This window comes from Acutalibacter intestini, from assembly GCF_034334985.1.
In the GTDB taxonomy this organism is placed as follows: domain Bacteria; phylum Bacillota; class Clostridia; order Oscillospirales; family Acutalibacteraceae; genus Acutalibacter; species Acutalibacter intestini.
The window spans coordinates 1-14,924 of record NZ_JAWXXL010000003.1 but is presented as its reverse complement, the minus strand read 5'-3'; the positions used below and the strand labels follow the sequence as shown (position 1 = coordinate 14,924).

Genomic DNA, 14,924 nt, shown 5'->3' with positions numbered 1-14,924 from the left:
TATAATGATTGCAAACCAATCGCCAGGAGGCGGCTATGAAAAGAATTGTGATGATCCAAGGCGGCGGACGGCCAAAGGGCAACACCGCTCAGTTGGTAGACAGCTTCAAGCGGGGCGCCGAGGAGGCCGGACACAATGTGGAAGTGATTTCACTGTTGCGGCATGAGGTCAAGGGGTGCCTGGGCTGTAACGCCTGCCGCTACGGCAAGCCCTGTGTGCAAAAGGAAAGCTTCAACGGCCTTGTTCCCAAAATCAGGGAGGCGGATCTGCTGGTCTTCGCGTCCCCGCTGTATTTCTGGACACTGTCCTCCCAGATCAAGGCGTTCATTGAGCGGTTCTACTGTATCGCGGAGGAGGACCCCAACCCACCCCTGGGCCGGTATGAAAAGTATCCGGTAAAGGACTGCGCCCTGCTGATGACGGCGGCGGATGACTTCTTCTGGACTTTTGAGCAGGCGGTATCCTATTACCGTTTCGCCCTCGTCAACTATATCGGCTTCCACGACAAGGGGATGCTGCTGGCAGGCGGCTGCGGAGATACGAACGGAAAACCTCAAATCGACAAGACAGATCACTTGGAAAAAGCGTATCAATTTGGAAATAACATCTATCAGAGGGAGGAACCTGCCGTATGAGCATCCTGGTACTTCTGACCTACACGGGGAAGGACGGCAGCTCCCGTAAGTTTGCCGAGGAAATGGAGAGAAGCGGAACGGCGGCGTTGATTCGCGGAGAGGATGGAAATGAGCGGTATGAATATTTCTTTCCTTTCAGCGAATCTGAGACCGTTCTGCTCATTGACAGATGGAGAGACCAGGCGTCCATAGACCGGCATCATGCGTCTCCGATGATGGGAACCATCGCACAACTGCGGGAAAAATATGACCTGCACATGAGCGCGGAAAGATATGTTCTTGATGAAAGCGGGATTCCCACCCGTGATGAAAAATTTATCAGGCACTGATCACACAAGCATTTTCTAACAATTCTTATTTTGACAGGCCGCACTTGTTGAAAAGTGCGGCCTGCTTTCATTTTGGAGGTGATCACCCATAGAAGTCCGCATCAACAAAGAAGTCCGGGACTACCAGGAGAGTATAGCTGGATTAAAGAGCGTGCTTGCGCTACACAGACTGCGACATCTACTGGCCGCTCCAGACAGGCATTTGACCTGGCATGAAAAAGCGAGACTTTTTTGATACTCTGAGTTTAGGTGTAATCCCTATAATTGGCATAAGATACGCTGCCTGGAAGCCATTACTTGGTCATTGTTATTATAGTTAACGCGGTTCCCCAAAAAAGTAGTCCTCTTGTTTTGAAGCGGCCGCTTTCGCTGCCCTGCGGAATAAGCGGTAAATCCCGATGGTTCCGTGCGGTTACTATCACACACGCGTTTTACAGCTCCGCGAAAAATTAGAACCTGCATCCATAGGGCGTTCCTTTCTGAAAAGGCCTATGCATACAGGTTTTTTATGATTCGATCCGCTCTAATTCTTTAGACTCTGCAAAGGCGCGGGGATCTTCCCTCCCCGATGAATAAATTCTGCCGGCGAGGACATATTGACGGGCATAATGGGCCCCTGGCCCAAAAGCCCCCCAAAGTCCAGCTCTTCCCCGGCCTTGCGGCCAATGGCGGGAATCACCCGCACAGCGGTGGTCTTGCTGTTCACCATGCCGATAGCCGCCTCGTCGGCAATGATGCCAGAGATAATCTCCGCTGTCACGTCCCCGGGAATACAGATCATGTCTAGCCCCACCGAGCACACCGCTGTCATGGCCTCCAGCTTTGAAAGGGTCAGGCAGCCGCTGCGGGCCGCGTCAATCATGCCGGCGTCCTCTGTCACCGGGATGAACGCCCCAGATAGCCCCCCCACGCTGGAGGAGGCCATTACGCCGCCCTTTTTCACCGCGTCGTTCAGCAGGGCCAGGGCCGCCGTGGTACCGTGGGCCCCGCACTGTGCAAGTCCCATACCCTCTAGAATATGGGCTACGCTGTCACCAATGGCCGGGGTGGGGGCCAGGGATAGGTCCACAATGCCAAAGGGCACACTGAGCCGCCGGGAGGCCTCCTGGGCCACCAGCTGGCCCATACGGGTGATTTTGAAAGCCGTGCGCTTGATGAGCTCCGCGATCTCTGTCAGGCTGCGGCCGGCTCCCTCTTTTTCAATAACGGCCCGCACCACCCCGGGACCGGAGACCCCTACGTTGATGACGCAGTCCGGCTCTCCCGGACCGTGGAAAGCCCCGGCCATAAAGGGGTTGTCCTCTGGGGCGTTGCAAAACACCACCAGCTTTGCCGCGCCAATACACTCCCGGTCAGCGGTGTTTTTGGCGGTTTCCAGCACCACGCGGCCCATCTTCTCCACCGCGTCCATGTTAATGCCCGCCTTTGTGCTGCCAATGTTCACCGAGGAACAGACCAGCCGAGTCTCGCTGAGGGCCTGGGGAATGCTCTCAATGAGGGCGTAGTCCCCGGGGCCAAAGCCTTTCTGCACTAGGGCCGAGTAGCCGCCGATAAAGTTCACCCCCACCGTGTGGGCGGCCCGGTCCAGGGCCCGGGCAAAGCGCAGGGGCGAGGCCCCCGGGCAGGCCCCCGCCACCATGGCCACTGGGGTGACGGAGATGCGCTTGTTGATAATGGGGATGCCGTACTGGCGGCTGATGTCCTCGCCGGTTTTTGCCAGCTTTTCCGCGTAGCGGCAAATTTTGTCATAGACTTTCTCAGCAGCCCGGTCCGGGTCTGGGCCCGCGCAGTCTAAAAGGGAAATGCCCATGGTGATGGTGCGCACATCCAGGTTTTCGTTGTCGATCATATTAATGGTCTCTAAAATTTCTTTGGTATTCAAATCGATTCCCCCTCTAGGGCGGCTTTTTCCCCCGCCCAGGTCTTTTCCATCACGTCCCAGCACAGCACGTCGCCGTTCTCCTGCTCCTCCGTCCGGTAATCCACAATTCGGTAACCCCGCCGCAGGTACAAGGCCTTGGCAGGCAAAGAGGCCTCTACCGTCATCCGCCCGTAAGCCTCCCCCAGGGTCCGCTCCGCAAAGTCCAGCAAAAACCGGCCATACCCCTTCCCCTGGTATAGGGGCGGCACATACAACCGGGTGATCTCCTCCCCATGCAGGGTCACGGTACCCACGGCCTTGCCTTCCTCCAGCAGAAGAAACACTTCTCCCGCCAGGATGTCCGGCAGAATTTTCTCCTCCCGGTGCCAGTTTAGAAAGAAATCTACGATCCCCTTAGGGTAATAATGCGGGTAAACCGCCAAAATCGTTTCCCGGGTAATGCGGGCCGCCTCTTTCAGATCAGCGGGCCCAGCTCGTTTCAGCGTCATAGACTTCCCTTCCTTCCAGAGAGATGAAATATACCAACACATAGCATTGTACTCTAAAGCCATAAAACGTCCCGCCGGCATTAGGGTTTTCCTTATAAATCCGCCTTTGAACAGAGCGAAGCCCCCCACTTTAACAATAGAACACCCTGTCAAAAGTTTCCCACTACCGTAAAACTGGATTCCAAGTACGCCTCACCGAAAAGCGAACCCTCCCCCGCCCGGCGGCAGCGCACTGGCCCAAAAGTTTCGCGCTTCCGCAAAGCGAAATTTCAGTGCCTCTCACCGAAAAGCGAAACTAGGAGATTTGAATGCGCCCCACGCGCATTTAAATCTTGTGCATAGAGCTAAAGATATCCTCATGCATCACATGAATTTTCAACCCCATCTCCGCGCCAACCTGGTCCATGGTCTCAGCCAGACCGGCCACCTCCACGTCGGCTCCGGCCATATCCACCAGCATGACCATGGCAAACAGGTCCTGAAGGATAGACTGGGTTACCTCCAGCACATTGACGCCGTGCTGGGCACAGATATTTGTCACTTTAGCCAAAATCCCCACCATGTCTTTGCCAACCACAGTGATAACGGCCTTTTCCGTTTTTTCCATTGTTCCCCGCCCTTTCAAAATAAAGTATCGCCCTCTATTATGAAGAAGTTTTCCCCACTTGTCAAGTGGGGAGAACAAGAAGGGGAAGAGCCCCGGGCCCTTCCCCATAAAAATTTTTTTCAATAATTCTCCCAAGTGTTTTGCATTTTTCCTGAATCCATGCTATAATGGACCCAGAACATATTTTTTGCCTCTTCAAAAAGCGCCTGCTCTGCCGCGAGAAAGGAACGTGGTCCGCTATGAATGGTCTGACGCCTAGCCAACAGAAAGTTTACGACTATATTATGAAAGCCACGCCCAGCGGTGTGCCCCCCACGGTTCGGGAGATCTGCGCCGCCACCGGCCTGCGCTCTACCTCCACGGTCCATGCCCATCTGAAAACCCTGGAGCGGCTGGGCTACATCACCCGGGACGCTGGCCTGAACCGCTCCATCCGGCTAGAGGGCAGCCAGCCCGCCGCCCAGGTGCCTATTCTGGGCCGGGTCACTGCGGGCATGCCCATTTTGGCCGTGCAGGACATCGAAGGCTACATTCCCTTTCCTCAAAAAGAGGGCAAGGACCTGTTCGCCCTGCATGTGGTGGGGCTTAGCATGCGGGACGCGGGTATTTTGGACGGCGACTACGTGGTTGCGGAGCGAACGCCCACCGCTGACAATGGGGACATCATTGTGGCCATGATCGACGACGAAGCTACCGTGAAGCGCCTGTTCTGGGAAAAAGACCGGGTGCGCCTGCAACCGGAAAACCCGGACTTTGAGCCCATCTACTCGGACCATGCCAGCGTGCTGGGCAGGGTCATCGCGGTGTTGCGCTATTATTAAGGCATCCCAGCCGGTCCAACAGCACCGCACACTGTTCGCGGGTCAAAGGGGCTCTGGGAGATGAGCCGTCCAGCAGCCCCGCTGCCACGGCCTTTTCCCAGGCTTCTTTTGCCCATGCCGAAGGTCCCTGGCTCGCCCGCTCCTGTTCCAGGCGCTGGGCGTAGTGTTTAAACTCCTCATAACGCTGCATTTCCTGATCTCCTTTAACATATTTTTCTATTAATTGAAGAAACCGCCCCCATCCCAGGTCCAGCGTCCGGTGGGGGCAATATTTTTTGTCATAATCCTGGTGCTTGGTCACTCGGTCCATGCCCCATCCATAGTCTTTCAGCAGACCGGCAATCAGCCGCGCGGCCTGGTCCTCGGCCTGGAAAAAGGGCTCTCCGCCGGAGCGGGAATAGCATATCTCCACATGGATGCCCTCCATGTTTCCTTTGCCCGTCCCGTCTCCGCTGGCCCAGGCGTTCCGGTCCAGGGGAAGGCCCTGCACCGCGCCCTTCCCGTCCACCGCAAAGTGGAAGGAGATCTCATAGTCATTGCGCAGCATATAGGCCACCTCGTTCTCTGCCGGAGCGTCATTGGCCGTGTTATGCACCACCACCCGGGTGGGGGTGCGCCGGTATGGACACTTGATGGGATACTTTTCCGGCGGACAAAGATTCTGCTTAATGTTCACGCCGTTCATTGGCCCCGCCCCCCTTCGTCGCCCTGCTTGCGCAGGGCCTCCAGCATATCCCGCAGAAAGGCTGGGTAGGGCACGCCCATTAGTCCCAGGTTCTCCAGAATGGAGAGCCCCTCGTTGGCAATAAAGAACAGGCAAACCGCTGTGCGGATAAAGCTGCTGCCCGCGGCCCGGTCCAGCGGCACAGCCAGCAAAACCACCAGCAGAACCGCGCACTTCCTTAGCAGGCCCAAAAAGCCCGCCCGGCTGGAGATCGCTCCGCCGGGGGTTTTTAAAGAGCGCTTGAACACCCCGGCCACTAAGAGCCCGGTCAGATAATCCGCCGCCATAAAGCCGACGAGTACCTGTAGGGCCATGTCCCAGCCGCCCAAGGCCTGGGCCGCCGCGCCGCCTACGGCCGCCAAAACAGCCAGGGCGGTATTTTTGATTTGGATGTAGTTCAAAATAAATTCCCCCTTTAGCAATTATAAAATGATGCATCCGGTCCATACGGCCCCTGCCCCAATCCCTGCTGGGAGAGCAAGCCCCCTGGGCCCTTGTTACGCTGGTGGTCTGCAAAAGGCTCATGCCCTATCCACAGCGCAGCTCCATATCTGGACGCCGCTGTCCATCTTTTTCTCCCCCCGCACGTAGTAGGCAATGGCCAGGGCCATCACGCAGTCGTCGTGGGCCCCTGTCTGGGCCTCTGGCCGGCCCCGGCTGTTGCGCACAAAGGTTAGCAGCTCCCCCAGGGTATCTGGGTCGTACAGCCAGTCTGGGTGCTCCCGTACCACCTCCACCAGCCCAGCCAAAATTACGGGCCGGGTGCTCTGTGTGGTCCGAAAACCATAGCTGGGCCGGAACTGGCCGTCTGTCCTCATGTACTGGCACGGGTACCCCAATCCCTCCAGCTCCCGCAGGGGATAACCAGAAAAGTTCGATTCCACTGCCGTCAGGGCCCAGTTGTACCATCTGCCCAGGCAATACACCTGCCTGGCGTATAGGTCCTCGTCCATGCGCCCCCGCAGGGTGCACGCCTGCCGGCCTGTCTCCCTGCACACCACCTGGGCCACAAAATAGTCCGAGCCCTCTCCCGCGGTGTCGCCGCCAATCACATAGGACGCCCCAGGCTCTGGCTTCTGATATACAGAGATAAAGCCCCCCGGCCCCTCTGCAAACCGGATGCTCTCCTGCCTGAGAACCACCCGGCCCAACTCCTGGGAATAGACTGTCTCAAAAATAAAGTCTCCCCGGGCCAGAGGGGGGGCCGACTGACGCAGCCTTTCAGAAATCTTTCCCGCGTCAAAAAAGCAGCGGCCCATTACGCCCCACTCGCCCAGACAGTACACCTGGTAAAAATAGGGATCGCTGTCCCGGTAGCTCTCTAGCGTGCGGATATAGTCTGGGTCCAGAAAGCGGTTATCCCGGTAAGTGGTTTTCAGCACCAGAGCCCGGAGGTCCTTTTGGTCAAAAAATCGCCTTTTTAACCAATGGAGGTTGGACACTGGGTTAAAGCTCAAGGTCATTTGCTTGGGTCCCCCCAGTCCCCGCAGGCGCAGGTCCAGGTGATTAAACTGCTCCTGGGTTACCTCCGAAGCCTCTTCCACCCACACGTCTGTCAGCTCTCCCTTGGGGAAGGTCACGGACTTCAGCTTTTCCGGGTCGTCCAGGCCCTTAAAGATGGCTGTGTTGCCGTTTTTGCAGACAATACGCAGGTCTCCGCCTGTGTACTTAAAGAGCCCCTCCACCCCCCAGGCAGACATAAGCTGCCGCAGCAGGGCATAGGTGGAGTCCCGGTTGCTTACCGCGGTGGCCCGCACCACCAGCAGGTTGCACAGCGGGCTTTCCATCAGCCGGACCAAAAGCCGCTGTGCGGCGAAAAAGCTTTTTCCGCTGCCTGCGCCGCCCATCAGCACAATGTACCTGTGCTCCCGGTCCCGCAGCAAAGGCCGGTAGACGGGGTTAAAGGCCCTGGTGGGAATCACCACCCTCATGGGCGGTCCTCCACAATGCTGACAGCAATCTCTTCCGCCTGGGCCGTCCCCGCCTTCTCGCTGTAGCCAAAGCCGTTTTGCAGGATGAACTTCGCCACCCCCGAAAGGTCCTTTTTATATGCAGACTGCACGTTGGCCTCTTCCACCCGGGTCATCGCCCTGCGCAGCACCGCGGCCGTTTTTCCGCTGCCCGCGGAAAGCCGTTCCAGCTCCCGGCGGCTTTCCAGCCCCAGAGCCAGGGCTAGCCCAGGCAGAGAGGGGTGCCGCCCCTTTTCCCGGCAGGTCTCAAAGTACTGCTCCGCCTGCTGCCGGCAGCTTTCCAGCCCCAGGCGTTTCGTGTCTTTTGTCAATACGCTCATCTCCTTTTCCAGTCTCTAAACTGCCTGTCCCCTGGTCCCAGCCCGTCGGGCAAAGGTCTGGTAATTACAGCGCTGTTCCAAATACATGGTGTAGAGCATGCTGTTTTCCTGCCTCCACACCATATCATCCTCTGGCGAGGCAGGGCCTGTCTCCCGGCGCAGCCGCAGCCTTTCCTGTATCCGATCCCGTTCCTTGGCGGCGTCTCGGGCCATTTTCCCATAGTCAAAGGTAGCCCAATACTCCCTGTTCCGCTCCATCCTTTTGCACGCTCCTTTTTCCACAAAAAGCCGCTGCCACAGGTTTTATAGTTAACGCGGTTCAAAAGATCCATTCCATTTGGTCTGAACCGGGCGGCTTCGCTGCCCCGCTTAACAATCGGTAGATACTGATTGTTAGAGCTGGTTTGAAACATCTAAAACGCCGTATTTTTGCCCATAAGCGGCCATCTTCCACGTCAAAAATCCTCGTCAACCGGCCGGTTGACTTGCGGTTTTTTCCTGGGAACGGACCGCTTCTGACCCAAAATTCCTCATTCCCTCTATGTTTCAACAAGCCCTAAGCGCGTTTACTATCATTCTTCTTGTAGAAGCGCGTTTTGCCTTTTTTTATTTGTGGAGTTGTCATTTCGCCAACCCTGTTTTCATTATAACGGCATATTGACATTTTGTCAAGGCTTTTTGTAAATTTATTGACATTTCGCCTGGAAACGAGGTATAATATAAACTAGAAAAAAGGGCTGGAAAAGCCCTTCGTTTCCTTAACCTTAAAGTATTTTCTATTCCCACCTGGCCCTATGGCTTTGTGGCAGGCTCTGGCCGGTGGGAATCAGAAAAAGCCGGAGTAAATGTTTTTAAACAGCAAGCGTTGGTTTATAACGAGTTCTGTGGGGTTGCTGTATGCCACGAGCACAACCAACCAAGGCGGCCAAGACCGACGCCCCACAGCCAAAAGGAGGTGCTGGCATGAGTTTTCCTGAAAAACTGAAAGAAGCCCGGGTGGCTGCCGGGCTGACCCAAAACCAAATGGCCCGGCAGCTGGGGGTGGACAGCACCACGTACTCTGGCTATGAAACCGGCCGCCGCCAGCCGGATGTGAACAAGCTCCGGCAGCTGGCCAAAACCCTGGGGGTCACCGGGGACCAGCTTTTGGAGCTAAGCGCTGAAAACGCCGCCACGCCTCAGGAGCTGCGGCAAGTGCACAAATACCGCATGCTGGACCTGCACGGCCGGGAGCTGGTGGACCTTGTTTTAGAAAAGGAATATGCCCGTATGACCCAGAGTGCCCCTGGTCCTGCCGTCGAGCGGGAAAGCCGAGGCCGGGTCACGTATATAAATTGTTATGACCTGGCTGTTAGCGCCGGCCCGGGCGAACCTTGGGCCGGGACAGCCTACAAGACCCGGCTGGAGGTTCCCGGCGGGCTGGTGCCAGAACAGGCCCACTTTTGCGTGCGGGTCAACGGCAATAGTATGGAACCGGCTTACCGGGACGGGGACATTGTGTTTGTAGAGCGGGTGGAGGGCAGCGTAAAGCTGGGAGAAATCGGTATCTTTTACCTAAATGGCGACGGTTACATCAAGCGCCTGGGAAAAGGGGAACTCCTTTCTCTGAACCCGGAGTACGAGCCCATCCCTCTTCACGATTTCGACACCCTGCGCTGCCAGGGCCGGGTGCTGGGCAAACTGGCAAACTAAGGTAATTCGGATGAAACCCATTCAGTATAGAAAAATAGGACGGGAAGAGGTCTCTCTGGCCCTTTTCTCCCATTTCCAGCGTTTCCAGCAGGTAAAGCGCTGCTGGCGAAAGGTGGAGGGGCAGTGGGTGCTAAAAGACATTGCTTTTACCGAGGACTGGGAGGAGGCGGACTATCAGCGGCTCTGCGCCCAGTTAAAGCGGACTTTGGAAAAGGGCGGCTGCCTTTGGGGCGCCTTTTCCGGGGCGCGGCTAAAGGGCTTTGCCAGCGTAGAAGGTTCCTTGATTGGCAGCGGCAGCCAATACGCCGTTTTAGCCGAGCTGTATGTGTCCCAAGACTTCCGGCGGCATGGGCTGGGCCAGCGGCTTTTTTTCCTGGCGGCCCAGTCCGCGCGGGAACTGGGCGCGCAAAAGCTGTACATTTCCGCCATGTCGGCAGAAGAGTCCCAGGCCTTTTACCAGAGCATGGGGTGCCGGGAGGCAGAGGAGTACGACCCCCGCCATGTGGAGCTGGAGCCCTGCGACTGCCAGATGGAGTACCCGCTTTTTCCGGCCTCTGATCATGGGATGGGGATAGAAATTTCTTGATTCGCGCCCCTTCTACTGCGAAAAAGCAATAAGGCCAAAAATCATCACAGTGGAAAAGCCCATTTTCCTTGCACTTCAATCCAAAAAATGTTATGATATATCCATATTTTTGACTATACCTGCCAAATTCCCGTTTCTGGAAAGGAGCTTCGTATATGAAACGCCTGCCGGCCTGTCTTTTGCTGATTCTCGCGCTGCTCTGGCCTTTTCCCGCCGGAGCCCGGGGTTCGGCAGCTTTCACGGTTCAGGCTGTCAGCGGTCTGGACGGCGGCGTGGAGCTTCAAATTCACTATGACGGCAGCCTAGGGAAAATCGGTGCGCTCTCTGTAAACGCCGGTTTCGACCCCGGGCGCTTTTCTTTTTTGGAGGCTGAATCCACCTCTGGGATTTCCTCCAGTGGGGTGGACAATGGTCAGGTAAACTGGGTCTGCACCATGAGCCCGGGCCTGGGCCCCGGACGGGTGGTTACCCTCCGCTTTCAGCTATCAGAGGATGCTGGCGCTGGGACGGCGGCGTTCCGCCTGCGGGTCACCGAGATCCTGTCTTCCGGGGCAGAGGACCTGGGGAATACGGTTCTGGACCAGACGGTCAACGTCCAGGTGGAGGCTCCTCCCGCCCCAGAGCTCTCCGTTTTGGTTCCCTCCACTGGAGACCTGGAGCCCGCTTTCTCTCCTCAAGTCACCCACTACCGCCTGACCGTGCCCTTCAGCGTCAGCAGCCTGTCTTTCGAAACTGCCGCCAGCCCAGAGGCTACGGTACGGGTTAACCGAAAGAATTTAGGCGCGGGCGGCAGTTACACCGACTTTCTGGTAACTGTCAGCGTGGGCAGCCAAAAAACGGTGTATACTGTCACAGCTTACCGCCAACCCAAACCCTCAGCCCCTCCCTCACCCACACCTACGCCAAAGCCTACTAGCACACCCAAGCCTACCGCCACGCCCAAGCCCACCAACACACCCAAGCCCACCAACACACCCAAGCCCACCAACACACCCAAGCCCACCAACACACCCAAGCCCACCAACACACCCAAGCCCACCAACACACCCAAGCCCACCAACACGCCCAAGCCCACCAAAACACCCAAGCCCACTAACACGCCCAAGCCCACCAACACGCCCAAGCCCACCAACACACCCAAGCCCACTAACACGCCCAAGCCCACCAACACGCCCAAGCCCACTAACACGCCGAAACCCACCTCCACCCCCAGACCATCTAAGTCCCCAAAACCAACCGCTACTCCAAAGCCCTCTCCGCCGACCGTTCTATCCCTAGCTACCGGGCCAGGAAGTACACCCGGGCCGCGCTCTGGGGTGATTCTCATGGAAAACAGCGCCCAGTCTTGGGAAAGCTCTCTATGGATGCTGGTCATAATGGTAGTTTTTCTGGCCCTCTTTCCGGTGGTTTCTGGCCTTAAGAACCGCTTTCTCCCGGTTCGTAAAGTCCCGGTCCCAGCGCCAGACCAGGACAAAAAGTCGGCTTTCCGCGCCACGGTCCGGCTCCGGCGGCCGCCATCCAAAGTGAGCCGCCCCCAGCGACTTCCCCCTAGGCGTACCAGGCGGCGGGGGAGAAGATCCTAACAAGGTAAAGCGCTCGGTTTAAACCCGCCAGCAGGAGAGTAGGGGGCCCAAAAAATCCTCTTGACATTCTTCCTAGAGAATGCTATGATAAATTAACCGTCTATTTCAACCAGATGATAGAATCTGCCCGTCCGTGTACGTTGCGCGGAATCCGGCGCAGCAAAACTTTTGGCTCCCACCCCTGCCGTGTCCAGGGGGTGGCAAAGCCAGAGTTTGCTGCGCTTTTTTTGTGAAAGAAAAGCGGGACAGCCCCTCTTTTCTACTGATCATTGACAGAGGAAACTACTATGAAAAAAAGAGAATCTAAAAACAAGAAGAAGTCCAGCATCCTGCGCTTTTACCCCTTTACCCAGGGGCTGCGGGGAAATTTTCTGCTGGCAATGTTTACGGTGGTGGTCTCCTCCGCCGCCAACTACATGACCCCCCAGGTCATCCGCGTTACGGTGGACTCGGTGATTAATAACGAGCCCTTCAGCCTTCCCGGCTTTGTAGTGGGCTGGCTGAACACCCTGGGGGGCCGGGAAATGCTGCGCCAGCACATTGTGGTGTGCGCGGCTGTGGCCCTGGCCTTTGCCCTGGTGGCGGGCCTGGCGGACCACTCCTCTCGGGTGAACCTGGCCAAGGGCTGCGAGGGCACGGTAGACCACCTGCGCAACCGGCTTTTTGACCATATCCAGCGCTTACCCTACGCCTGGCATAATTCCCACCAGACTGGAGATATCATCCAGCGCTGCACCCAGGATGTGGAGTTAATCCGCAACTTTGTCAACGAGCAGCTGGTCACCGTGGTGCGCACGGTGCTGGCTATTGTCATTTCCCTGTGGCTTATGTTTATGATGAACGTCCAGCTCTCTCTGGTGGTTCTGGCCTTTATCCCCCTGGTCATTGGCTTCTCCATGATCTTTTTTGTCGTTGTGGGGAAGAAGTTCCAGCAGGCCGATGAGACCGAGGGCCAGCTGACCGCCCTGATACAGGAGAACCTTACCGGTGTGCGGGTGGTGCGGGCCTTTGGCCGGGAACGGTACGAGATCGACCGCTTTAACAAGAAGAACGAGGAGTTTACCAATTTCTGGATCCATCTGGGCCGGGTGCTGGGCGTAGACTGGGGCGTGTGTGATTTCATCGCCGGGGTGCAGGCCCTGGTGATCACCGTGGCGGGAGTATTCTTTGTAGAGCGGGGCCTGCTGACCGAGGGCGAGTTTTTGGCCTTTACGGCCTACAACTCCATGCTGGCCTGGCCGGTGGCCAACCTGGGCCGGGTGCTAAGCGAGCTAAGCAAGACCTCCATCAGCGCCACCCGCATCTTCGACATTCTGGATGCGCAAGAAGAGGTGGAATGCCCCGCCCCCAAAACCCCGCCCATGGACCGGGACATTGTCTTTGACCATGTAAGCTTTGCCTATGGCGAAAGCGGCGAGGCGCTAAAGGATGTCAGCTTTACCATAAAGGCGGGCAGTACCTTTGGCATTCTGGGGGCCACCGGCAGCGGGAAATCCACCCTGACGTACCTTTTAGACCGGCTGTACGAGCTGCCCCAGGGCAGCGGGTCCATCACCATCGGCGGGGTGGACGTCCGCCAGATCAAGCTTTCCCACCTGCGGGGCAACATTGGCATGGTGCTGCAAGAGCCCTTCCTGTTCTCCAAAACCTTCCGGGAGAGTATCGCCGAAGGCGCGGGCCGCAAGGACCTGGAAGCTGTGCGCCGCTATGCCCGTATGGCGGTAATCGACGAAGCCATCGAGGGTTTCGCCCAGGGGTACGAGACCCCTATTGGCGAACGAGGGGTGACCATCTCCGGCGGACAGAAGCAGCGGGTGGCCATTGCCCGTATGCTCATGCAGGACACGCCGGTCAAGGTGTTTGACGATTCCCTCTCGGCAGTGGACATGGAGACAGACGCAAAGATACGGGCGTCCATCAAGGAGAACATCCACGGCACCACCATTTTGATTGCCCACCGGATCACCACCCTGATGAACGCGGACCAGATCCTGGTGCTGGACAAAGGCCGGGTGGCCCAGCTGGGCTCTCACCAAGAACTTGTAAAACAGGACGGCATTTACCGGAAGATTTACGAGATGCAAGGGCTGGGTAGCCAGGCGGGTTAGGGGAGCTATGGCGGCGGGTCCGTGACCGTGGGCTTATGAGGCCTGCATAAGGGAAAAACCGTTGGGAAACCGGATGGCTTAGAGACAAGGGCGGACGCGGGAGCGTTTGTCCGAGGTCCCCCGGCGAGAGTCTCCCTACGGAAAAATGTCCTGCGCGTTTTCCTTAGAATTGTAGGGAAAGACCTTGGAGCGCTAAGGCTCCTCCGGCTTGCCGGCAGACGCTTTCCCCCAAACCCCGCCAGGCGCCTAACGCGCCGGGAGCGCGCATGTGTTTCGCCCGGGCGGCCGCTTTTGTGTTAGAATGCCGCCGGGGCGGCCTTAAATATAGTTTGGAGTAAAAGTTTTTAGGGGTGTGGGGAGAGCGTCCCCACGGACTTAGAGGAGATGGATATGGAAATCAATTTAGAAACTAAAACTCAAAAGGAGCAGCATTTTAGCTTGAAGATCTGGGCCAAAATAATCCCCTTTTTCCGGCCCTACTGGAAGGGCGTGGTTCTGCTGTTCCTGGCCATGCTTACCAGCGCCGGGGTGGGGGTGGGCTATACCCTAATGGCCGGCTGGGCCGTGGACTGGTTTGTGGCCCCCGGCACCCACCGGGGGATTACTGGCTACGCCCTGCTCTATATGGGCCTGGTACTCATGCGGGCCTTTACCGAGCTGCAAATGGGCTGGGTGGCCCTGAAAATGGAGGTCATGATCACCCGGGACCTGCGGAAAAAGCTCTTTAGCCACCTGCAAGCCCTAAGCTTCTCTTACTATAATCAGAACCCCGTGGGCGCCATCATGTCCCGGATTGTAAGCGACTGCTACCGCATTGGCTCCTTCACCTGGAACATTGTGGACGGCTTCTACTGCGTGCTGTATATTTTGGGCTGCATGGGGGTAATGCTGGCCATCAACTGGAGGCTGGGCCTGCTGGTACTGGCGGTGGTGCCCGCCATTACCCTGGTGACCCTCTACTTTGAGACGCGCATCCTAAAGGCGAACCGCGAGGCCAGGAAAGTAAACGCCGAGATCACCCGCCACTACAACGAGGGCATCTCGGGGGCAAAGACCTCTAAGAACCTGTTTAGTATCTAGCCAACCATCCGGTCCAGTGATAAAATAGAGGGGATGAGGGGGGAAGACAGGTGAGGAAAAGCTATCCAAGTGACATCAGTCGGAAACAATTTGAAGAAA

At 57.1% G+C, this 14,924-nt stretch carries 16 protein-coding genes; 8 read left to right on the top strand and 8 right to left on the bottom strand.

Annotated features, from left to right (window positions below):
- Positions 1-35 precede the first annotated feature (35 nt).
- Positions 36-635: a flavodoxin family protein gene (locus tag U8U68_RS04635; RefSeq protein ID WP_322199661.1), complete on the top strand. Its 600-nt coding sequence runs from the start codon at positions 36-38 to the stop codon at positions 633-635.
- The gene (locus tag U8U68_RS04630) at positions 632-964 is read left to right on the top strand and encodes a putative quinol monooxygenase (protein WP_322199660.1); all 333 of its coding nucleotides are present in this window, start codon (positions 632-634) and stop codon (positions 962-964) included. Before U8U68_RS04635 ends, U8U68_RS04630 begins: the two co-directional genes overlap by 4 nt.
- A 523-nt stretch (positions 965-1,487) precedes the next feature.
- Here the strand turns inward: U8U68_RS04630 and U8U68_RS04625 are convergent.
- From U8U68_RS04625 to U8U68_RS04615, 3 genes are all read right to left on the bottom strand, one after another.
- On the bottom strand, positions 1,488-2,813 hold the full coding sequence (locus U8U68_RS04625) for a PFL family protein (protein WP_322199745.1): 1,326 nt from the start codon (positions 2,811-2,813) through the stop codon (positions 1,488-1,490).
- Between the two features lie 29 nt (positions 2,814-2,842).
- Entirely contained in the window at positions 2,843-3,334 is a 492-nt protein-coding gene (locus tag U8U68_RS04620; RefSeq protein ID WP_322199659.1) for a GNAT family N-acetyltransferase, read from the bottom strand.
- A gap of 325 nt (positions 3,335-3,659) precedes the next feature.
- On the bottom strand, positions 3,660-3,941 hold the full coding sequence (locus tag U8U68_RS04615; RefSeq protein ID WP_322199658.1) for an ACT domain-containing protein: 282 nt from the start codon (positions 3,939-3,941) through the stop codon (positions 3,660-3,662).
- Between the two features lie 239 nt (positions 3,942-4,180).
- On the opposite strand from U8U68_RS04615, the gene lexA reads away from it, so the two are divergent.
- Complete coding sequence (gene lexA, locus U8U68_RS04610; protein WP_322199657.1) at positions 4,181-4,762, top strand: transcriptional repressor LexA; 582 nt, start codon at positions 4,181-4,183, stop codon at positions 4,760-4,762.
- Here lexA and U8U68_RS04605 read toward each other — a convergent pair.
- From U8U68_RS04605 to U8U68_RS04585, 5 genes are all read right to left on the bottom strand, one after another.
- The gene (locus U8U68_RS04605; RefSeq protein WP_322199656.1) at positions 4,737-5,447 is read right to left on the bottom strand and encodes a peptidoglycan recognition protein family protein; all 711 of its coding nucleotides are present in this window, start codon (positions 5,445-5,447) and stop codon (positions 4,737-4,739) included. The two genes, lexA and U8U68_RS04605, sit on opposite strands and share 26 nt — an antisense overlap.
- Positions 5,444-5,887 (bottom strand): phage holin family protein, encoded by a 444-nt coding sequence (locus U8U68_RS04600; RefSeq protein WP_322199655.1) that lies wholly within the window; start codon positions 5,885-5,887, stop codon positions 5,444-5,446. Before U8U68_RS04600 ends, U8U68_RS04605 begins: the two co-directional genes overlap by 4 nt.
- Before the next feature lie 120 nt (positions 5,888-6,007).
- Positions 6,008-7,417 (bottom strand): PBSX family phage terminase large subunit, encoded by a 1,410-nt coding sequence (locus U8U68_RS04595; protein ID WP_322199654.1) that lies wholly within the window; start codon positions 7,415-7,417, stop codon positions 6,008-6,010.
- On the bottom strand, positions 7,414-7,767 hold the full coding sequence (locus U8U68_RS04590) for a terminase small subunit (RefSeq protein WP_322199653.1): 354 nt from the start codon (positions 7,765-7,767) through the stop codon (positions 7,414-7,416). Before U8U68_RS04590 ends, U8U68_RS04595 begins: the two co-directional genes overlap by 4 nt.
- A gap of 24 nt (positions 7,768-7,791) precedes the next feature.
- Positions 7,792-8,034 carry a hypothetical protein gene (locus tag U8U68_RS04585; protein ID WP_322199652.1) on the bottom strand — a complete coding sequence of 81 codons (243 nt, stop codon included), beginning with the start codon at positions 8,032-8,034 and terminating at the stop codon, positions 7,792-7,794.
- A 705-nt stretch (positions 8,035-8,739) separates the two neighbouring features.
- Here U8U68_RS04585 and U8U68_RS04580 point away from each other — a divergent pair.
- From U8U68_RS04580 to U8U68_RS04560, 5 genes are all read left to right on the top strand, one after another.
- Positions 8,740-9,468, top strand: a complete 729-nt coding sequence (locus U8U68_RS04580; protein ID WP_322199651.1) for an XRE family transcriptional regulator — start codon at positions 8,740-8,742, stop codon at positions 9,466-9,468.
- Between the two features lie 10 nt (positions 9,469-9,478).
- Positions 9,479-10,054: a GNAT family N-acetyltransferase gene (locus U8U68_RS04575; RefSeq protein WP_322199650.1), complete on the top strand. Its 576-nt coding sequence runs from the start codon at positions 9,479-9,481 to the stop codon at positions 10,052-10,054.
- 155 nt (positions 10,055-10,209) lie between these two features.
- Positions 10,210-11,637, top strand: a complete 1,428-nt coding sequence (locus U8U68_RS04570; protein ID WP_322199649.1) for a cadherin-like beta sandwich domain-containing protein — start codon at positions 10,210-10,212, stop codon at positions 11,635-11,637.
- Between the two features lie 287 nt (positions 11,638-11,924).
- A complete protein-coding gene (locus tag U8U68_RS04565) occupies positions 11,925-13,745 on the top strand; it encodes an ABC transporter ATP-binding protein (RefSeq protein WP_322199648.1) in 1,821 nt (606 codons plus the stop codon).
- A gap of 390 nt (positions 13,746-14,135) precedes the next feature.
- Positions 14,136-14,825 carry an ABC transporter transmembrane domain-containing protein gene (locus U8U68_RS04560; protein WP_322199647.1) on the top strand — a complete coding sequence of 230 codons (690 nt, stop codon included), beginning with the start codon at positions 14,136-14,138 and terminating at the stop codon, positions 14,823-14,825.
- Positions 14,826-14,924 lie beyond the last annotated feature (99 nt).

Coding starts and splice junctions, on each gene's coding strand:
- U8U68_RS04575 (WP_322199650.1), top strand. CDS start 9,479: ATGAAACCCATTCAGTATAGAAAAATAGGACGGGAAGAGGTCTCTCTG.
- U8U68_RS04630 (WP_322199660.1), top strand. CDS start 632: ATGAGCATCCTGGTACTTCTGACCTACACGGGGAAGGACGGCAGCTCC.
- U8U68_RS04585 (WP_322199652.1), bottom strand. CDS start 8,034: ATGGAGCGGAACAGGGAGTATTGGGCTACCTTTGACTATGGGAAAATG.
- U8U68_RS04580 (WP_322199651.1), top strand. CDS start 8,740: ATGAGTTTTCCTGAAAAACTGAAAGAAGCCCGGGTGGCTGCCGGGCTG.
- U8U68_RS04565 (WP_322199648.1), top strand. CDS start 11,925: ATGAAAAAAAGAGAATCTAAAAACAAGAAGAAGTCCAGCATCCTGCGC.
- U8U68_RS04615 (WP_322199658.1), bottom strand. CDS start 3,941: ATGGAAAAAACGGAAAAGGCCGTTATCACTGTGGTTGGCAAAGACATG.
- U8U68_RS04605 (WP_322199656.1), bottom strand. CDS start 5,447: ATGAACGGCGTGAACATTAAGCAGAATCTTTGTCCGCCGGAAAAGTAT.
- U8U68_RS04625 (WP_322199745.1), bottom strand. CDS start 2,813: ATGATCGACAACGAAAACCTGGATGTGCGCACCATCACCATGGGCATT.
- U8U68_RS04570 (WP_322199649.1), top strand. CDS start 10,210: ATGAAACGCCTGCCGGCCTGTCTTTTGCTGATTCTCGCGCTGCTCTGG.
- lexA (WP_322199657.1), top strand. CDS start 4,181: ATGAATGGTCTGACGCCTAGCCAACAGAAAGTTTACGACTATATTATG.
- U8U68_RS04595 (WP_322199654.1), bottom strand. CDS start 7,417: ATGAGGGTGGTGATTCCCACCAGGGCCTTTAACCCCGTCTACCGGCCT.
- U8U68_RS04560 (WP_322199647.1), top strand. CDS start 14,136: ATGGAAATCAATTTAGAAACTAAAACTCAAAAGGAGCAGCATTTTAGC.
- U8U68_RS04620 (WP_322199659.1), bottom strand. CDS start 3,334: ATGACGCTGAAACGAGCTGGGCCCGCTGATCTGAAAGAGGCGGCCCGC.
- U8U68_RS04635 (WP_322199661.1), top strand. CDS start 36: ATGAAAAGAATTGTGATGATCCAAGGCGGCGGACGGCCAAAGGGCAAC.